This is a genomic window from Streptomyces diastaticus subsp. diastaticus, from assembly GCF_011170125.1.
Taxonomy (GTDB): Bacteria; Actinomycetota; Actinomycetes; order Streptomycetales; family Streptomycetaceae; genus Streptomyces; species Streptomyces diastaticus.
This window is the reverse complement of the sequence record NZ_BLLN01000005.1, coordinates 1,773,051-1,790,589: the sequence shown is the minus strand read 5'-3', so window position 1 is coordinate 1,790,589 and position 17,539 is coordinate 1,773,051. Positions and strand designations below refer to the sequence as shown.

Genomic DNA, 17,539 nt, shown 5'->3' with positions numbered 1-17,539 from the left:
GAATGCGCGGAAGCCTCCGATCAGCCGCCAACTGCGACGGCCTGCAGCCGGTTTCTCAGCCTTCCGGGGCACACCGGGACGTCAACCTCGTGTCCCGGGTCACCCGGCGACGTGCCGGCGCGAGGGGGCGGTGCTCCGTGGGTTCAGTCCCACGACCCCTGCGCCGGCGGCAGCGCGTCGATCTCCGCGAGGTCCCGCGCGGTCAGCCGCAGCCCCGCGGCCGCCGCGTTCTCCGTGACCCAGCGGGCCTGCTTCGCCCCGGGCACCGGCACCACCAGCGGCGAGCGGCCCAGCACCCATGCCAGCGCCACCTGCGCCGGAGTCGCGCCGTGCCGCTCCCCGACCCGCCTGAGCCCCGCCACGACCGGCTGGTTGGCGGCCATCATCTCGGCGGTGAACCGGGGATGGCGGGCCCGCAGGTCCTGGGGCTCGAACCCCTCCCCGGGGCGGAGCGTGCCGCTGAGGAAACCGTTCCCCAAGGGCATCGCCGCCATCAGGCCCACCCCGCGCGCCGTGCACCAGGGCAGCAGCGTGGCCAGCGCCTCCGGAGACCAGACCGACAACTCGGCCTGGACGGCGCTCACCGGGAACACCTGCTGGACCCGCTCCAGCTGGCGAATCGTTCCCGCGTACAGTGCCTCGCCGTCCAGCCGCCCGCCGCTGCCCCGGCGTCCGCCCCGCGCGCCGACGGCGCACAGCCCGAGCGCGCGCACCTTGCCCGCCGAGACCAGTTCCGCCATCGCGCCCCAGGTCTCCTCCACCGGCACCTCGGGGTCGGCGCGGTGCAGCTGGTACAGGTCGATCACATCGGTCTGGAGCCGCCGCAGGGAGGAGTCGCAGGCCCGCTTCACGTACCCGGGGCGGCCGTTGGCGACGATGTGCTGGTCACCGACGAGCAGGCCGCACTTGGTGGAGACGAACGCCTCCTCGCGGCGCGTGCGCAACACCCGGCCCAGCAGCAGCTCGTTGGTGAAGGGGCCGTACATGTCGGCCGTGTCCAGCAGCGAGACCCCGGCGTCCAGCGCCGTGTGCAGGGCTCGCAGTGACTCCTCGCCCCGCTGCCGCGAGGCGGCGTACGCCCAGCTCATCGGCATGCATCCGAGCCCCACCGCCCCGGCCTCCAGCGCCGTGGCGCCGATCGTCCTGCGCTCCACCTGGCCTGCCCCTCCCCGACGCGCCTCCGAGCGACCCCAACGTAACCTCTGGCCCTCCGGCGGCTTCGCATAGCCTCCTGACCATGACTACCGATGTGTGGCTCCCGTTCGCGCCCGAGGAGATCCCCGGCCTGCCGTCCGCCGCCCGGCACGGCCTCACCTACCGCTTCTGGGACGGCGGCGACGCCTTCCCGGCCGACCCCGCCGACTGCGCGTTCTACGTCGTTCCCTACCTCAAGGGCGCACAGGTCGCCGTGCGCCCCCTCGCAGGGATGGCCCGGGCCGAGGTCGTGCAGACCCTCTCCGCGGGCGTCGACCACGTGCAGGCCGGGATGGCGCCGCTGCGCCCCGGTGTGCGCCTGTGCAACGCGCGCGGCGTGCACGAGGCGAGCACCGCCGAACTGGCCCTCGCGCTGATACTGGCCTCGCTGCGCGGCATCCCGCGTTTCGTGGAGGGCCAGCGCCAGGAGGAGTGGCGCTCCGGCTTCTACCCCGCGCTCGCCGACAAGACCGTCCTGATCGTCGGCTACGGCGCCATCGGCTCGGCGGTCGAGGACCGGCTCGCGCCCTTCGAGTGCGCGCGGGTGCTGCGCGTCGCGCGCTCCGCCCGTGACGCGGAGCGCGGTCCGGTGCGTCCACTCGCCGAACTGCCGTCGCTGCTGCCCGAGGCGGACGTGGTGGTGCTCACCACACCGTTGACCGAGGCCACCAGGGGACTGGCCGACGCCGAGTTCCTCGCCCGCATGCGGGACGGTGCCCTCCTGGTCAACGTGGCCCGCGGTCCCGTCGCCGACACCAAGGCGCTCCTCGCCGAGGTGGAGAGCGGCCGGCTGACCGCGGCCCTGGACGTCACCGACCCCGAACCGCTGCCCGCCGGGCACCCGCTGTGGCACGCTCCGGGAGTGCTGATCAGCCCGCACGTCGGCGGCTCGACATCCGCGTTCCTGCCGCGCGCCAAGCGGCTGCTGGCGCGTCAGCTCACGCTCTGGACGGCGGGCGAGCCGCTCGACAACGTGGTCCACACGACCTCCTGAGCCAGGAGGGCGGAGCGCACGATTCCGCCTCGTTCCGCCGCGTGGCAGGCTTGCCGGAGGCACGTGCGAACGCCACGGAGCCCCTTGCCCGGAGGACGCGCCTCGCCGGGCAGGGGCCCGCCGGAGCCGGAAGCGGCCACTCTCCGCAGCGAATCGGGCGCTACGAGTGGTCAACAGCCACGTTCGGTCACTGTATGTAGGTGACCCCTGTCCCTGCGTGACCATCCTGGTGTATCGTCGCGGCAGGGGTGGCGCCGGGACGACCGGCGCCAGGGGAGAGAAAGCCAAGAACCGTGAGGGGGGCGACGGATGCTGTACCGCCCAGACACCCATGATCCGACGCGACACCGGACCGCCCGGTCCCACGCACGCCACCGAGGCGGCCGGCCCCGCCTGCCGGCCCTTACGCCCGCCCGCCGCGCCGTGCTCCGGCGGGGAGACCCCCGGTGAGCGGCCCCGGGGTCATGCCCGCCGCGCCGGCCGCCCGGCCCGCCGCCCCAGAGCAGGGGGCGGCCCGCGGCCCGGCCGGCTCGGGAGTCCTCGGCCAGCTCCTGCTCGCCCTCGTCTGCGGCGGGTACGCGGTGGGCGCCGTACTCGGCTGGGGCTCCCCCCGGCTCTCCATGGCGATGGGTGACTTCGGCCTCAGCCTCGCCGCGGCGGCCGCCGCCGTCTCCTGTCTCCTCTACGCCCGCACCCGGGACAGCCGCTTCCGCCCCGCCTGGGTCCTCTTCGGCATCTCCTCGGCCATGGCCTCCCTGGGGAACGCCGCCTGGGGCTGGTACGAGGTGGTCCTCGACGCCGAGGTGCCGAGCCCCAGCATCGCGGACATCTTCTTCCTCTGTTTCGCGCCGCCCGCCGTCATCGGCCTGCTCGTCCTGGCCAAGCGCCCCGTCACCCGCGCCGGCTGGGTCTGCCTGGCCCTCGACTCCTGGCTCATCGGCGGCTCCCTGCTGACCCTCGCCTGGTCGCTGGCGCTGGCCCACACCGCCGACATCGAGGGCGGCAGCGTCTCGTACGCCGCGCTCAACCTCGCCTATCCGCTGCTCGACATCGCGCTCGTCAGCATGATCCTCGCGCTCCACTTCCGGCGTTCCTCGGCCGGCCGCTCGGCGCTCAACACCGCCATCGGCGCCCTGGCCCTGACCGTGCTGTGCGACGCCCTGTTCACCTCGCCGCTCCTGCACAACAGTTACCGCTCCGGCCAGATCCTCGACGCCGGATGGTTCGCGGGTTCCCTCCTGCTCGCCTACGCCCCCTGGGTCGGCCGGCACCGCGAGAGCGAGCGCGGCGCCGCCGAGGAGCCGTCCGCCCGGGACGCCCGGCCCGGCGCCGTCCACCCCGCGGGCCACCCGGCGACCGCCGCGCACGACCGCACCAGCCAGATCTCCGGCTCGCTCGCCGCCCTCACGCCCTACCTCGCGGCCGCCGTCTGCACCCTCGGCATCCTCTACAACGTGGTCAACGGCCGCAGCGTCGACCGCGTCGTGCTGGTCACCGCCTGCACGGTGGTCCTCGCCCTGGTCGTGCGGCAGGGCATCATGCTCATCGACAACATCACCCTCACCCGCGAACTCGCCCGCCAGGAGAACCACTTCCGCTCCCTCGTGCAGGGCTCCAGCGACGTCATCATGATCGCCGACCCCAGCGGCACGCTGCGCTACGTCAGCCCCGCCGCCTCCGGGGTCTACGGCCGCGACGCCTCCGAACTGGAGAACACCGAACTCTCCGCCCACATCCACCCCGGCGACCTCGGCCGCGTGGTCCACGAGGTCCGCCGTTTCCTCGCCGCCGACCCGGCCGACGAGCCGACCACCCGCATCGAGTGCCGCTTCCGGTCGGGCCGCGACACCTGGCTCAACGTCGAGTCCACCGTCAACCGCCACCAGGGCGGCCTCATCTTCAACAGCCGGGACGTCACCGAACGGGTCCGCCTCCAGGCGCAGTTGCAGCACAGCGCCGAGCACGACCCGCTCACCGACCTGCCCAACCGCGCCCTGTTCACCCGCCGTGTCAGCCAGGCGCTCACCGGCCGCCGCAGCGGCGACCGCGGCGCCGCCGTCCTCTTCATCGACCTGGACGGCTTCAAAGCGGTCAACGACACCATCGGCCACCAGGCCGGTGACGAACTCCTCGTCCAGGCCGCCCGCCGTCTCGCCGAGGCCGTCCGCGCCGGAGACACCGCCGCACGCCTGGGCGGCGACGAGTTCGCCGCCCTCATCCTCGGCGACACCGGAGAGGACCGCCCCGCTCGCGAAGGCCACATCCAGGAGCTCGCCGACCGCCTCCGCAAGCGCCTCTCCGAGCCCTACGTCATCGACGGCAACGATGTCCGCGTCGCCGCCAGCATCGGCGTCGCCTTCGCCGAGCCCGGCCAGAACGCCGGAGAGCTCCTGCGCAACGCCGACCTCGCCATGTACCGCGCCAAGGCCGCCGGCAAGAACCGCGTCGTGCTCTACGCCCCGCAGATGCAGGCCGACGTCGTCCGCAAGGCCGAACTGGCCTCCCGGCTCCGCTCCGCGCTGAGCGCCGGCGAGTTCGCCCTGCTCCACCAACCCGTCGTCGACCTCGCCACCGGCAAGGTCGCCGCTGTCGCCGCGCAGGCCCGCTGGCGCTCCGGCCAGGGCATCCTCTTCACCCCGGCCGAGTTCCTGCGCGTCGCGGACAACGGTGACCGGGCCGCCGAGCTCGGCCGCTGGACCCTGGAGCAGGCCGTCGCCCAGGCCGCCGAGCGCCACCGCTCCGGCCACGCCGCGCCCGTCGTCGTGCGCCTCGGCGCCCGCCGCCTGCTCGACCGGGGCGCGCCCCCGTACGCCGTCGAGGCACTGCTCACCCGCTACGGGCTGCCCTCCGGCGGCCTGGTCCTGGAGCTGGCCGACAGCGACGGCGGCATCCCTCAGGACGCCCTGGAGCAGCGCCTCACCGTGCTGCGCCGGCTCGGCGTCCGCATCGCCCTGGACGGCTTCGGCGGCGGCCACGCCGCGGCCGACGCCCTGCGCCGCCTCCCGGTGGACATACTCAAGCTCGACCGTGGCCTGGTGGAGGGAGTCGTCGAGTCGGCCCGCCAGCACAAGATCACCGCCGGGGTCCTGCGGATCGCCGCCGACCTGGGACTCCAGACCGTCGCCGAGGGAGTGGACCGGCCCGAGCAGGTCGTGGCACTGCGAGCGATGGGCTGCACGCACGCCCAGGGCATGGCCTTCGCGGGCCACCTGGACGAGTACCGGCTGCGCCGCACCCTCACCCACGGCACCTACGCGCTCCCGGCCGGCCCGGTCGTCCCCGCCCCGCAGGCACCGCCCCGTACCGCCCTCGTCCCCGCCGCGTCCGGCGGCGCGGGGGCGGTGGGGAGCGAGCCGGCGGGGTCGGGCGGCAGTGCGAGCCTGGTCACACGGCGAGCCGCCCCGGCCGTGGTGGCCCAGGCGGCGGGGGCCGGGATGCCGCGCGGCCCCCGCCCGCTCGGCCCACATCATGAGACTCCTGTCCCACCTACTTGACAGTCACCACGCGACGGGGAGAGGGTCAGTGCCATGCGCACCCGAATTCTCGTACTTGGAAAGCGCGTCGGCTGAAGCCAGGACATCCGTCCGGCGAACGTATCCGACGCGCTCCCCTCGCTTGCCACCTGGCACGAGGGGTTTTTTGTTGCACAGGTGACCCCAAAAGCCCGCAAAGTTCCCGTCGGGCAGGTGGGGGAAACCCGTCCAGAACCGCCCGAAACCCGCACACACCCTCAGCTTCGAGAAGAGACACGCAGATGACCGAGCAGGCCACCGGGGCTCATCCGACGCCGCGGCCCCGTTCCTCCGGACCGCAGTCCGCGCCCGTCGAGCACGTCACGGGTGCGCAGTCCCTCATTCGCTCTCTTGAGGAAGTCGGCGCCGACACCGTGTTCGGCATTCCGGGCGGTGCGATCCTCCCGGCGTACGACCCGATGATGGACTCCACCCGGGTCCGCCACGTGCTGGTCCGTCACGAGCAGGGCGCGGGTCACGCGGCCACCGGGTACGCCCAGGCCACCGGCCGGGTCGGGGTCTGCATGGCCACCTCCGGCCCCGGCGCCACCAACCTGGTCACCCCGATCGCCGACGCGCACATGGACTCCGTCCCGCTGGTCGCGATCACCGGGCAGGTCGCCGCCAAGTCGATCGGTACGGACGCCTTCCAGGAGGCGGACATCTGCGGCATCACCATGCCGATCACCAAGCACAACTTCCTCGTCACCAAGGCCGAGGACATCCCGCACACCATCGCCGAGGCGTTCCACATCGCCTCCACCGGCCGCCCCGGGCCCGTCCTCGTCGACATCGCCAAGGACGCGCTCCAGGCGAGCACCACCTTCAGCTGGCCCCCGCAGACGGACCTGCCCGGCTACCGCCCGGTGACCAAGCCGCACGCCAAGCAGATCCGCGAGGCCGCCAAGCTGATCACCGCCGCCAAGCGCCCGGTGCTGTACGTCGGCGGCGGCGTCGTCAAGGCCGGTGCCACCGCCGAACTGAAGATCCTCGCCGAACTCACCGGCGCCCCCGTCACCACCACCCTGATGGCGCTCGGCGCCTTCCCCGACAGCCACCCGCAGCACGTCGGTATGCCGGGTATGCACGGTGCGGTCACCGCCGTCACCGCGCTCCAGAAGGCCGACCTGATCGTCGCCCTCGGCGCCCGCTTCGACGACCGCGTCACCGGCAAGCTCGACAGCTTCGCCCCGTACGCCAAGATCGTCCACGCGGACGTCGACCCGGCCGAGATCGGCAAGAACCGCGCCGCCGACGTGCCGATCGTCGGCGACGCACGTGAGGTCATCGCCGACCTCGTCCTCGCCGTCCAGGCCGAGCACACCGAGGGCCGCACCGGCGACTACACCGCCTGGTGGAAGGATCTCGACCGCTGGCGCGACACCTACCCGCTCGGCTACGACCAGCCGGAGAACGGCATGCTGGCCCCCCAGCACGTCATCGAGCGGATCGGGCAGCTCGCCCCCGACAACACCGTCTTCGCCGCCGGAGTCGGTCAGCACCAGATGTGGTCCGCCCACTTCATCGACTACGAGCAGCCCGCCACCTGGCTCAACTCCGGCGGCGCCGGGACGATGGGGTACGCCGTCCCGGCCGCCATGGGCGCCAAGGCCGGCCGGCCCGACGCCACCGTCTGGGCCATCGACGGCGACGGCTGCTTCCAGATGACCAACCAGGAACTGACCACCTGCGCGCTGAACAACATCCCGATCAAGGTCGCCATCATCAACAACGGCGCCCTCGGCATGGTCCGCCAGTGGCAGACCCTCTTCTACAACCAGCGCTACTCCAACACCGTCCTGCACGCCGGCCCCGAGGGCGTCGACCAGCCCAACACCGGCACCCGCGTCCCCGACTTCGTCAAGCTCTCCGAGGCCATGGGCTGCGTCGCGATGCGCTGCGAGTCGCCGGACGAGCTGGACGCGGTCATCGCCAAGGCCAACGCGATCAACGACCGGCCCGTCGTCGTGGACTTCATCGTCCACGAGGACGCCATGGTCTGGCCGATGGTCGCCGCCGGCACCTCCAACGACGAGGTCATGGCCGCCCGCGGCGTCCGCCCCGACTTCGGCGACAACGAAGACGACTGAGCCGCGCCGAACGCAGAGAGAGAACGACGCCCATGACCAAGCACACCCTCTCCGTCCTGGTGGAGAACAAGCCCGGTGTCCTCGCCCGGATCACCGCGCTGTTCTCCCGCCGCGGCTTCAACATCGACTCGCTCGCCGTCGGCACCACCGAACACCCCGACATCTCCCGCATCACCATCGTGGTCAATGTCGAATCGCTCCCGCTGGAACAGGTCACCAAACAGCTCAACAAGCTGGTCAACGTCCTGAAGATCGTCGAGCTGGAACCCGGCTCGGCCATCCACCGCGAACTCGTCCTCGCCAAGGTCCGCGCGGACAACGAGACCCGCTCGCAGATCGTCGAGATCGTCCAGCTCTTCCGCGCGAAGACGGTGGACGTCTCCCCGGAGGCCGTCACCATCGAGGCCACCGGCTCCAGCGACAAGCTGGAGGCCATGCTGCGGATGCTGGAACCCTTCGGCATCAAGGAACTCGTCCAGTCCGGCACCATCGCCGTGGGCCGCGGCTCGCGCTCCATCATGGACCGCTCGCTGCGCGCGCTGGACCGCAGCGCGTAACAGGCGCCGCGCGCCGCGCACATCGGCGCGCACGCCCCGCGCGCATCCCTACGAGGGCGCCTCTCGTTCGCCCGGTACGGGCGGCGCCGCGCCGCCCGTATCGCGAGACCCGGACCCGTCCACCACCTCGCCCGCCGTACGGTGGGACGCACCATCAGCACACCAAGGAGAATCCCAGTGGCCGAGCTGTTCTACGACGACGACGCCGACCTGTCCATCATCCAGGGCCGCAAGGTCGCGGTCCTCGGCTACGGCAGCCAGGGGCACGCCCACGCGCTGTCGCTGCGCGACTCGGGCGTCGACGTCCGGGTCGGCCTCCACGAGGGCTCCAAGTCCAAGGCCAAGGCCGAGGAGCAGGGCCTGCGCGTGGTGACGCCCGCCGAGGCGGCCGCCGAGGCCGACGTCATCATGGTCCTCGTCCCGGACCCGATCCAGGCGAAGATCTACGAGGAGTCCGTCAAGGACAACCTCAAGGACGGCGACGCGCTCTTCTTCGGGCACGGCTTCAACATCCGCTTCGACTTCATCCAGCCCCCGGCCGGCGTCGACGTCTGCATGGTCGCCCCCAAGGGCCCGGGCCACCTGGTGCGCCGCCAGTACGAGGAAGGCCGCGGCGTCCCCTGCATCGTCGCCGTCGAGCAGGACGCCTCGGGCAACGCCTTCGCGCTCGCCCTGTCGTACGCCAAGGCGATCGGCGGCACCCGCGCCGGCGTCATCAAGACGACCTTCACCGAGGAGACCGAGACCGACCTCTTCGGCGAGCAGGCCGTTCTCTGCGGTGGCACCTCCGCCCTGGTGAAGGCGGGCTTCGAGACCCTCGTCGAGGCGGGCTACCAGCCGGAGATCGCCTACTTCGAGTGCCTCCACGAGCTGAAGCTCATCGTCGACCTCATGTACGAGGGCGGCCTGGAGAAGATGCGCTGGTCCATCTCGGAGACCGCCGAGTGGGGCGACTACGTCACCGGCCCGCGGATCATCACCGACGCCACCAAGGCCGAGATGAAGAAGGTCCTCACCGACATCCAGGACGGCACCTTCGCCAAGAACTGGATGGCCGAGTACCAGGCCGGCCTGCCCAAGTACAACGAGTACAAGAAGGCCGACGGGGACCACCTCCTGGAGACCACGGGCCGTGAGCTGCGCAAGCTCATGAGCTGGGTCGACGAGGAGGCGTAAGCCCTCGGCGGGGCGGGCCCAGGAGCTCTGGGCCCGCCCCGCGCACGCCGGTGCGGGCCCGGTCGCGCGGCCGCGGCGTACCGGCGTACGGTGGTGCCGCGCGCCGTTCCCGCCCGCCGGGGACGGCTCGCCGGAGTGTGCGCCGGGTGCCGTCCGCGGGCCGGACGGAGTGCCGGACCTCGTACGGGTGATCCGTCCGCCGAGGCGCGAAGGCGAGCACCCCGTCACCACTACACTGCACAGACATACGCGTTTGCAGGCCCACAGCGTCGTGCGTCTCTCCACGCGGCTTCGGGGGTGTCGGACACCCCCTGACACCCTCCACCGCATGCGGCCGTCGGGACGGCCGTCCGCAATGGGACTTGTGAGGACTCACGTGAGCTCGAACCCCGCCAAACCGGTCGTACTCATCGCTGAAGAACTGTCGCCGGCCACTGTCGACGCGCTGGGACCGGACTTCGAGATCCGCCAGTGCAACGGTGCCGACCGAGGCGAGCTGCTCTCCGCCATCACCGACGTCGACGCGATCCTCGTCCGCTCCGCCACCAAGGTCGACGCGGAGGCCGTCGCCGCCGCCAAGAAGCTGAAGGTCGTCGCCCGCGCCGGTGTCGGCCTCGACAACGTCGACGTCTCCGCCGCCACCAAGGCCGGCGTGATGGTCGTCAACGCCCCCACCTCCAACATCGTCACCGCCGCCGAGCTGGCCTGCGGCCTGATCGTCGCCACCGCCCGCAACATCCCGCAGGCCAACACGGCGCTCAAGAACGGCGAGTGGAAGCGCTCCAAGTACACCGGTGTGGAGCTGGCCGAGAAGACCCTCGGCGTGGTGGGCCTCGGCCGCATCGGCGTGCTGGTCGCCCAGCGCATGTCGGCCTTCGGCATGAAGATCGTCGCCTACGACCCCTTCGTGCAGCCCGCGCGGGCCGCGCAGATGGGCGTCAAGCTGCTGAGCCTGGACGAGCTGCTGGAGGTCGCGGACTTCATCACCGTCCACCTGCCGAAGACGCCGGAGACCCTCGGCCTCATCGGCGACGAGGCGCTGCACAAGGTGAAGCCGTCCGTCCGCATCGTCAACGCCGCGCGCGGCGGCATCGTGGACGAGGAGGCGCTGGCCGCCGCCCTGAAGGAGGGCCGCGTGGCGGGCGCCGGTCTCGACGTGTACGCGAAGGAGCCCTGCACGGACTCCCCGCTCTTCCAGTTCGACCAGGTGGTCGCCACTCCGCACCTCGGCGCCTCCACCGACGAGGCACAGGAGAAGGCCGGGATCGCGGTGGCCCGTTCGGTGCGGCTCGCCCTCGCCGGCGAACTGGTCCCCGACGCGGTCAACGTGCAGGGCGGCGTGATCGCCGAGGACGTCCGCCCGGGCCTGCCGCTCGCCGAGAAGCTGGGCCGGATCTTCACCTCGCTCGCCGGCGAGGTCGCCTCCCGCCTGGACGTCGAGGTGTACGGCGAGATCACCCAGCACGACGTGAAGGTGCTGGAGCTCAGCGCCCTCAAGGGTGTCTTCGAGGACGTCGTCGACGAGACCGTCAGCTACGTCAACGCCCCGCTGTTCGCGCAGGAGCGCGGCGTCGAGGTGCGGCTGACCACCAGCAGCGAGTCGCCCGACCACCGGAACGTGGTGACCGTGCGCGGCACCCTCACCGGCGGCCAGGAGGTCTCCGTCTCCGGCACGCTGGCCGGGCCGAAGCACCTCCAGAAGATCGTCGCCATCGGCGAGCACGACGTGGACCTCTCGCTCGCCGACCACATGGTCGTCCTCAGGTACGAGGACCGTCCCGGCGTGGTCGGCACCGTGGGCCGCGTCCTCGGCGAGTCCGGTGTCAACATCGGCGGTATGCAGGTCTCGCGTGCCACGGTCGGAGGCGAGGCGCTCGCCGTCCTGACGGTGGACGACAGCGTCTCGCAGGCCGTCCTGACCGAACTGGCCGGTGAGATCGGCGCGTCGGTGGCCCGCGCGGTCGACCTCGGCGACTGACCCCTCCCGCAGCGGCCCGCAGGGCCCGTACCGTCCCGGCGGTGCGGGCCCTGCGGCGTGCGGTCAGGCGGGGCGGGTGCCGGTGAGCACCGTGGCGGCCCGGTCCTCGTCGTGGTGGAGGGCCGGGGCCAGCCCCGCCGCGCCCAGCACCTCGCGGGCGGCCCCGGCCTGCCGCCCGGTCGTCTCGACCAGCAGGGTGCCGCCCCGGGCGAGCCAGCCGGCCGCCCCGGCGGCGACCCGCCGCAGCACCGCCAGGCCGTCGCCGCCGCCGTCGAGGGCGACGAGGGGTTCGTGGGTACGGGCCTCGGCGGGCAGCAGGGGCAGGTCGGCGGTCGGCACGTAGGGCACGTTGGCGACCAGGACCGCGACCCGGCCGCGCAGGGTGGCGGGGAGCGCCGCGTACAGGTCGCCCTCGTGGACCGCGCCCGTTCCGCCCAGGTTGTGGCGCGCCCAGGCGACGGCGACGGGGTCGATGTCGGCCGCGTGCACCTCGGTGGCGCGGCCCGACGCGGCCAGCGCCGCGGCCGCGGCACCGGAGCCGCAGCACAGGTCGACGACCACGGGAACGGGGTCCGGGGCGAGGGCGAGCAGATCGCGGGCGAGGGCGAGCAGGAACTCGGTGCGCCGCCGGGGGACGAAGACCCCCGGTCCCACCGCGATCCGCAGGCCGGCGAAGTCGGCCCAGCCGACGACGTGTTCCAGCGGGTGCCCGGCGGCCCGCCGCGCCACCAGCCGGTCGAGCGCGGTGAGCCCCTCGCCCTCACCGGAGGCCGCCGCCTCGGCGAGCAGGGCCGCCTCCTCCTCGGCGAAGACACAGCCGGCCGCGCGCAGCCGGACGGTGGCCGCCGCGACGGCCGCGCGCGGGAGAGGAGCGGGGGGAGCGGGGGTGCCCGGCCCGGCGGGGGCGCCGGAGGGCGGAGAGGTGCTGCGGGAGGAGGACATGACGGCCTTTCGGAAGCTTCGGTGTGCTTCCGCGCGGCTCTAACGGCGCAGGGCCGACGGCGAGACGGACGGGAACACCCGGTGGATACGCACGGGGATCGGTCTCACCTCCTCGGTCGAGGCCCGGAACGGGCTGCGCCACCGTACCACCGTGGCGCCGCCCGGTCCGGTCGGAACTCAGCTGCCGCCGGCGGGCGCGAGCGCACCGCCGTCGTCCGCCCCGGCGGGGGGAGTGGGCTTCCATCCCGGCGGCCGGAAGACGTGGCCGAGCTTGTCGCGGAACCGGGGCGCCGCGCGTACGTCGGCGAGGATGTTGCCGTACTCGTGGTACTGGAGCTTGAAGACGTTGTACGTGTCCACGGGCTTGGTCAGGCCGTAGGTGGGGCGGTGCGTCTCCTCCTGGAAGGTGCCGAGGAGGCGGTCCCAGACGATGAGGATGCCGCCGTAGTTCTTGTCCAGGTACTCCGGGTCGCTCGCGTGGTGGACGCGGTGGTGCGAGGGGGTGTTGAGGACGAACTCGACGGGCCGGGGGAGCTTGCCGACGGCCTCGGTGTGGGTGAAGAACTGGTAGATGAGGTTGAGGGAGAAGGCCACGTAGATGGTCCAGGGGGCGAAGCCGAGCAGGGGGAGCGGCGCCCAGAAGATCGCCTCCGACCAGGGGTTCCACTTCTGGCGGACGGCGGTGGTGAAGTTGAAGTACTCGCTGGAGTGGTGGGCCTGGTGCCCGGCCCAGCCGATCCGCACCCGGTGCGAGAAGCGGTGGTTCAGGTACCAGGCGAGGTCCACGGCGATCAGCAGCAGGACCCAGCTCCACCAGGTGTCGGTCGGCAGGTGCCAGGGCGCGAAGGCGGCGTAGAGGTAGACGAAGAGGACCAGGGTGGCGGCCTTCAGTACGGCGGTGGAGACGAGGGAGCCCATGCCCATCACCAGGTTGGTGCGGGAGTCCGGCCAGGCGTAGCCCTTCACCCGGTCGGCCGCCGGGCGCCCGGCGGCCGGCCCCTGGCGGCGCTCGGCCCGGTCGAGCAGGACGAACGAGGCGAGTTCGATACCGGCGAACAGGGCGAAGAAGGGGGTGGCGTAGAGCAACGGGGTGTTGATCACGTCCCACAGGTCGGACAGCATCGCGGCTCCTCGGGTCGGCCCGGGCGGGAATTGACTCGGGAGTAAGTTACTCAGAGGTCAATTCGCGGTCAATGGGTGTGCCGCGACGGTCCGTGGCCGGTTCCCGGAGCGTTCCCGCGGAAGAGCCTCGGTGCCGGGGTGTCAGGTCAGGTCCGGGGGCCCAGGACGACGTGCAGCATCCGGGCGGCGCGGGCCGACATGTCGGCGGCCGTCTGCTCGGGGTGGTCCAGCCACCACTGGACGACGGCGGTGACCGCGTGCTGCCACACCGCGCTCAGCAACTCGTGGTCGAGCGGGTCGTCGTCGCCCGCGGCGCGCAGGATCTCCGCCGTGCCGACGGCGCCCATCTCCGCGAGCCGCTCGCGGTACCGCGCCGCCGCCGCGTACGCCGCGCCGCCCTCCGGCAGCGTCGTGTCGTGCACCACCGTCCACGCCCGGCGGCAGTGGTCCATCACCGAGAAGATCGCCGCGAGCGTGTCCAGCGCGCGTGCCTCGGCGGTGGTCGCCGTCTGCGCCGCCTCCACCTCGCTCACCAGCAGGCTCCCCGCGTAGTGGGCGCCCGCGGCGGCGAGGCCGTCCTTCGAGGCGAAGTAGGTGTAGATCAACGGCTTGGAGATGCCGGCCCGCTCCGCGACGGCGGCCACCGAGGCGCGCGCGTACCCCTGCACCCCGAACTCCTCGACGGCGAGCCGGACGATCTGCCGCTCCCGGTCGGCGCGGGCCACCCCCTTGGTGCCCGTCCTGCTCCTGCTCTCGGCTCGGGGGGTCGGGTGCGCGCTGGTCACGGGGGGAAGCCTATCCAGCGGCGGCGCCGGGACGCCCGGCGCCGCCGGGAGGCGGGCCCGCTCGCGGCGCCCACCACCTCCTACGCGCGTCCGCCTGCCTCGTACCCGCCTGGCACCGCCACGCCGAAACCCTCCACGCGCACCTTCCGGAACGCCTCGACGGACCGGTCGATGAACGCCACCACCACCTCGGCCCCCGGCGCGGCGGCCCGGAATGCGCCCCGTAGAGGCTCCGCGTAACGCCCCGGCCCGGGCGCCCGCCGGCGACCACCACCGGCTCGTGCGGCAGCCGGCGCGTCCGGCTCAGCGGGCGGCCCTCCCGGCGCGGCGCCGGCAGCCGGGACCGTGCGGCCGGCAGGGCGCGACGGGCGGCGGCGGGTCGGGCGGCGGGTCGGGCGGCGCGGGTCGGGTACCGGCGCGGGCGCGGCCAGGGGGCGAGGCCCACCGGCTCATCGGCGCCCTGGGCGCCCCGCGCGTCGCCCGCCTCGGCCGTCGTTCCCAGCGCCGCCTCGCCGAGGGAACCCCGTGCGCGAGCCCGCTCGACGCGTGGCCGTTCGGTGAGGGCGTCGCGGCGGCCGGCCGCGAAGAGGGCCGCCAGGGCGGGCCCGCCGCGGGGACGGGCGCGGCGGGCGGGCAGGGGGTGGCGCTGCCGCGCGGGGGCGCGGCGGGCGCGCCGTGCCGGGTGCGGAGGCACGCTCGGCGGGGCCCGGCGGCCGCCCCGTACGGGGCGCGCGACCTGCGCGTTCGCCGAAATGACCGCGCGGCGCGGCCCGGTGCGGGGACCGCCGTCAGAGCCGGGCCGCCTTCAGGGCCATGTGGAGGAGGAGACGGTCCTCGCCGTCGTCGAGGTCGAGACCGGTGAGTTGCTCGACGCGGGAAAGGCGGTAGTACAGGGTCTGGCGGTGGACGCCGAGGGCAGCGGCGGTGCGGCCCGCCTGCCCGGCGTGGTCGAGGTACGTCTCGGCGGTGCGGGCCAGTTCCCGGTGCGCCACCGCCAGCAGCGGGGCGGTGGCGGGGTCGGCCGCGGTGGGCGCCGAGAGGGCGGTCAGCAGGCGGTACGGGCCGAGGGCGGACCAGTGGGCGACGGGGCCCAGCCGGGGTTCGGCGTGCGCGGCACGCGCCGCGGCGACCGCCTCGTGCCAGGCGCGCGCCGTCTGGGCCATGCCCGTGCGCGGCGTCCCCACTCCGGCGGAGGTCGCCCCGGAGAGCGCGCGCAGGCGCTCGGCGGCGGTCTCGGCGGGGCCGAGCGCCCCCGGCGTGCGCAGCCGGACCAGGGCGGCGAGGACCGCCGGGGCGGGTCCGGGCGGGTCGGCGTCGTCGCGGGGCACGGGCGCCCCCGGGGCGGCCGGCGCCCCGAAGGCCGTCTCGCTCCCGGACGGCGCCGGCAGTACGCACAGTGCCGCCGCGCCGGGCAGGCGGCCCACGCCGGGGGGCTCGTCGAAGGGCCACGGGCCGACGCAGACCACCGCGTGCAGCCGGTCCGCCTCCGGGCCGAGGGCGGCACGCAGAGCGGCGTGCGCCTGGTCGTGCTGCCAGCCCGGGCCGGCGGTCAGCACGGCCCGGAACTCTCGGGTCACGTCCTCCCCGGCGGACGCCTCGTCCGCCAGCAGGGTGCCGATGCGGGCGGTGACCGCCATCGCCGCGTCGAGCTGCTCCGGCGAGGGGCGCGGATCGGTGTCCAGCAGCCAGACGTACCCCCGGACGATCCCCCGATGGCGTACCGGCAGGCAGATCCGCCCGCGCAGCACGCCCGCCTCGGGGGAGGCCGGGATGTGCACCGGGCCGGTGGCGCGGGCGATGCCGTACGCCTCGAACCAGGCGCGGACCTGGGCGGTGGAGCGGCGGGTGAGGATCGAGCGGGTGCGGACCGGGTCCAGGGCGTCGGTGTCCAGGTCGCCACCGCCCTCGTGGGAGCCGAAGGCGATCAGCTCGAAGTCCCGGTTCTCCAGCGTGGCCGGGGCGCCGAGCAGCTCGGAGATCTCGTCGACCAGTTCCTGGTAGTCGCTGCGCACGCCCCCATTGTGACCCGGCGCGCGCCGCGCTTCATACATATGTCTGAGATCGCGGCCACGGATGCGTGACAGCTGTAGATGGCACGGGCTCGGCGGCATCCTTAGATTCAGGGTGGTTGAACATGCTGTTCCCGATGTGCCCCGTGTGGGCGCACTCGCGCCGTACGCCCCGCAAAGGCCGGTCGCGGGGAGGGGCGGCCCATCTCTCGTGCAATGTGGAGGTGCCCGATGCTGGGTCCCGTGATCCTCGCCGCGTCGCGCAGCGACAGAATGCGCCGCCTCGTGTCGGCCGCCCCCGTCACCAAGCAGGTCGTCGACCGCTTCATCCCCGGTGAGACGGTCGACGCGATCGTGCCGATCATCGAGGAGGCCGTCGCGTGCGGCCTGGAGCTGACCATGGACGTGGTCGGCGAGGACATCACCACGCCCGAGCAGGCCGCCGCCGCCCGCGACGCCTACCTGGAGCTGATCGGCCACCTCAAGCGGCTCGGCCACGGCACCAAGGCCGAGATGTCGGTGAAACTCTCGATGTTCGGCCAGGCGCTGGAGAACGGCCACGAGCTGGCCCTCGCCAACGTGCGCCCCGTCGTCGAGGCCGCCGCCGCGATCGGTACCACCGTGACCCTCGACGCCGAGGACCACACCACCCTCGACTCGATGTTCGCCATCCACGAGGAGCTGCGGAAGGACTTCCCGCAGACCGGCTGCGTCATCCAGTCGTACCTCTTCCGCACCGAGGACGACGCCCGCCGCCTGGCCGCCGCCGGCAGCCGCGTCCGCCTCGTCAAGGGCGCCTACAAGGAGCCCGCCTCCGTCGCCTACCAGGACAAGGCCGACATCGACAAGGCGTACGTCCGCGTGCTGCGCATCCTCATGGAGGGCGACGGCTACCCGATGGTCGGCTCGCACGACCCGCGGCTGGTCGCCATCGCGCAGGAGCTGGCCCACCGCGCAGGGCGCAAGCTCGACGACTACGAGTTCCAGATGCTGTACGGCATCCGCAGCGACGAGCACCACCGCCTCGCCGCCGAGGGCCACCGTATGCGTGTCTACACCGCGTACGGCACCGACTGGTACGGCTACTTCATGCGGCGCCTCGCCGAGAAGCCGGCCAACCTCCTCTTCTTCCTCCGCTCGATGCTCACCAAGGGCTGAGTCCCTCCCGACGGCAGATCCC

At 73.3% G+C, this 17,539-nt stretch carries 12 protein-coding genes; 7 read left to right on the top strand and 5 right to left on the bottom strand.

Annotated features, from left to right (window positions below):
* Positions 1–143 precede the first annotated feature (143 nt).
* Positions 144–1,154, bottom strand: a complete 1,011-nt coding sequence (locus Sdia_RS25100) for an aldo/keto reductase (protein ID WP_115068120.1) — start codon at positions 1,152–1,154, stop codon at positions 144–146.
* Between the two features lie 83 nt (positions 1,155–1,237).
* On the opposite strand from Sdia_RS25100, the gene Sdia_RS25095 reads away from it, so the two are divergent.
* The 6 genes from Sdia_RS25095 to serA all read left to right on the top strand — a co-directional run bounded on the left by Sdia_RS25095 (position 1,238) and on the right by serA (position 11,501).
* Complete coding sequence (locus Sdia_RS25095; RefSeq protein ID WP_207205619.1) at positions 1,238–2,188, top strand: 2-hydroxyacid dehydrogenase; 951 nt, start codon at positions 1,238–1,240, stop codon at positions 2,186–2,188.
* Positions 2,189–2,634: 446 nt separating this feature from the next.
* A complete protein-coding gene (locus tag Sdia_RS25090; protein WP_115068121.1) occupies positions 2,635–5,682 on the top strand; it encodes a putative bifunctional diguanylate cyclase/phosphodiesterase in 3,048 nt (1,015 codons plus the stop codon).
* Between the two features lie 260 nt (positions 5,683–5,942).
* Complete coding sequence (locus Sdia_RS25085) at positions 5,943–7,790, top strand: acetolactate synthase large subunit (RefSeq protein ID WP_100455078.1); 1,848 nt, start codon at positions 5,943–5,945, stop codon at positions 7,788–7,790.
* 32 nt (positions 7,791–7,822) lie between these two features.
* Positions 7,823–8,347, top strand: a complete 525-nt coding sequence (gene ilvN, locus Sdia_RS25080; protein WP_115068122.1) for an acetolactate synthase small subunit — start codon at positions 7,823–7,825, stop codon at positions 8,345–8,347.
* 177 nt (positions 8,348–8,524) lie between these two features.
* Positions 8,525–9,523: a ketol-acid reductoisomerase gene (gene ilvC / locus Sdia_RS25075; protein WP_100455080.1), complete on the top strand. Its 999-nt coding sequence runs from the start codon at positions 8,525–8,527 to the stop codon at positions 9,521–9,523.
* 355 nt (positions 9,524–9,878) lie between these two features.
* The gene (gene serA, locus Sdia_RS25070; protein WP_100455081.1) at positions 9,879–11,501 is read left to right on the top strand and encodes a phosphoglycerate dehydrogenase; all 1,623 of its coding nucleotides are present in this window, start codon (positions 9,879–9,881) and stop codon (positions 11,499–11,501) included.
* A 63-nt stretch (positions 11,502–11,564) separates the two neighbouring features.
* On the opposite strand, the gene Sdia_RS25065 is transcribed toward serA, so the two are convergent.
* From Sdia_RS25065 to Sdia_RS25050, 4 genes are all read right to left on the bottom strand, one after another.
* Positions 11,565–12,443, bottom strand: a complete 879-nt coding sequence (locus Sdia_RS25065) for a putative protein N(5)-glutamine methyltransferase (protein ID WP_100455082.1) — start codon at positions 12,441–12,443, stop codon at positions 11,565–11,567.
* A 177-nt stretch (positions 12,444–12,620) separates the two neighbouring features.
* The gene (locus Sdia_RS25060) at positions 12,621–13,565 is read right to left on the bottom strand and encodes a sterol desaturase family protein (protein ID WP_100455083.1); all 945 of its coding nucleotides are present in this window, start codon (positions 13,563–13,565) and stop codon (positions 12,621–12,623) included.
* Positions 13,566–13,711: 146 nt separating this feature from the next.
* Positions 13,712–14,350: a TetR/AcrR family transcriptional regulator gene (locus Sdia_RS25055; RefSeq protein ID WP_100455084.1), complete on the bottom strand. Its 639-nt coding sequence runs from the start codon at positions 14,348–14,350 to the stop codon at positions 13,712–13,714.
* A 788-nt stretch (positions 14,351–15,138) separates the two neighbouring features.
* Positions 15,139–16,362, bottom strand: a complete 1,224-nt coding sequence (locus Sdia_RS25050; RefSeq protein WP_115068123.1) for a PucR family transcriptional regulator — start codon at positions 16,360–16,362, stop codon at positions 15,139–15,141.
* Positions 16,363–16,590: 228 nt separating this feature from the next.
* Here Sdia_RS25050 and Sdia_RS25045 point away from each other — a divergent pair, with 228 nt between their 5' ends.
* On the top strand, positions 16,591–17,517 hold the full coding sequence (locus Sdia_RS25045; RefSeq protein WP_115068124.1) for a proline dehydrogenase family protein: 927 nt from the start codon (positions 16,591–16,593) through the stop codon (positions 17,515–17,517).
* Positions 17,518–17,539: the final 22 nt, after the last annotated feature.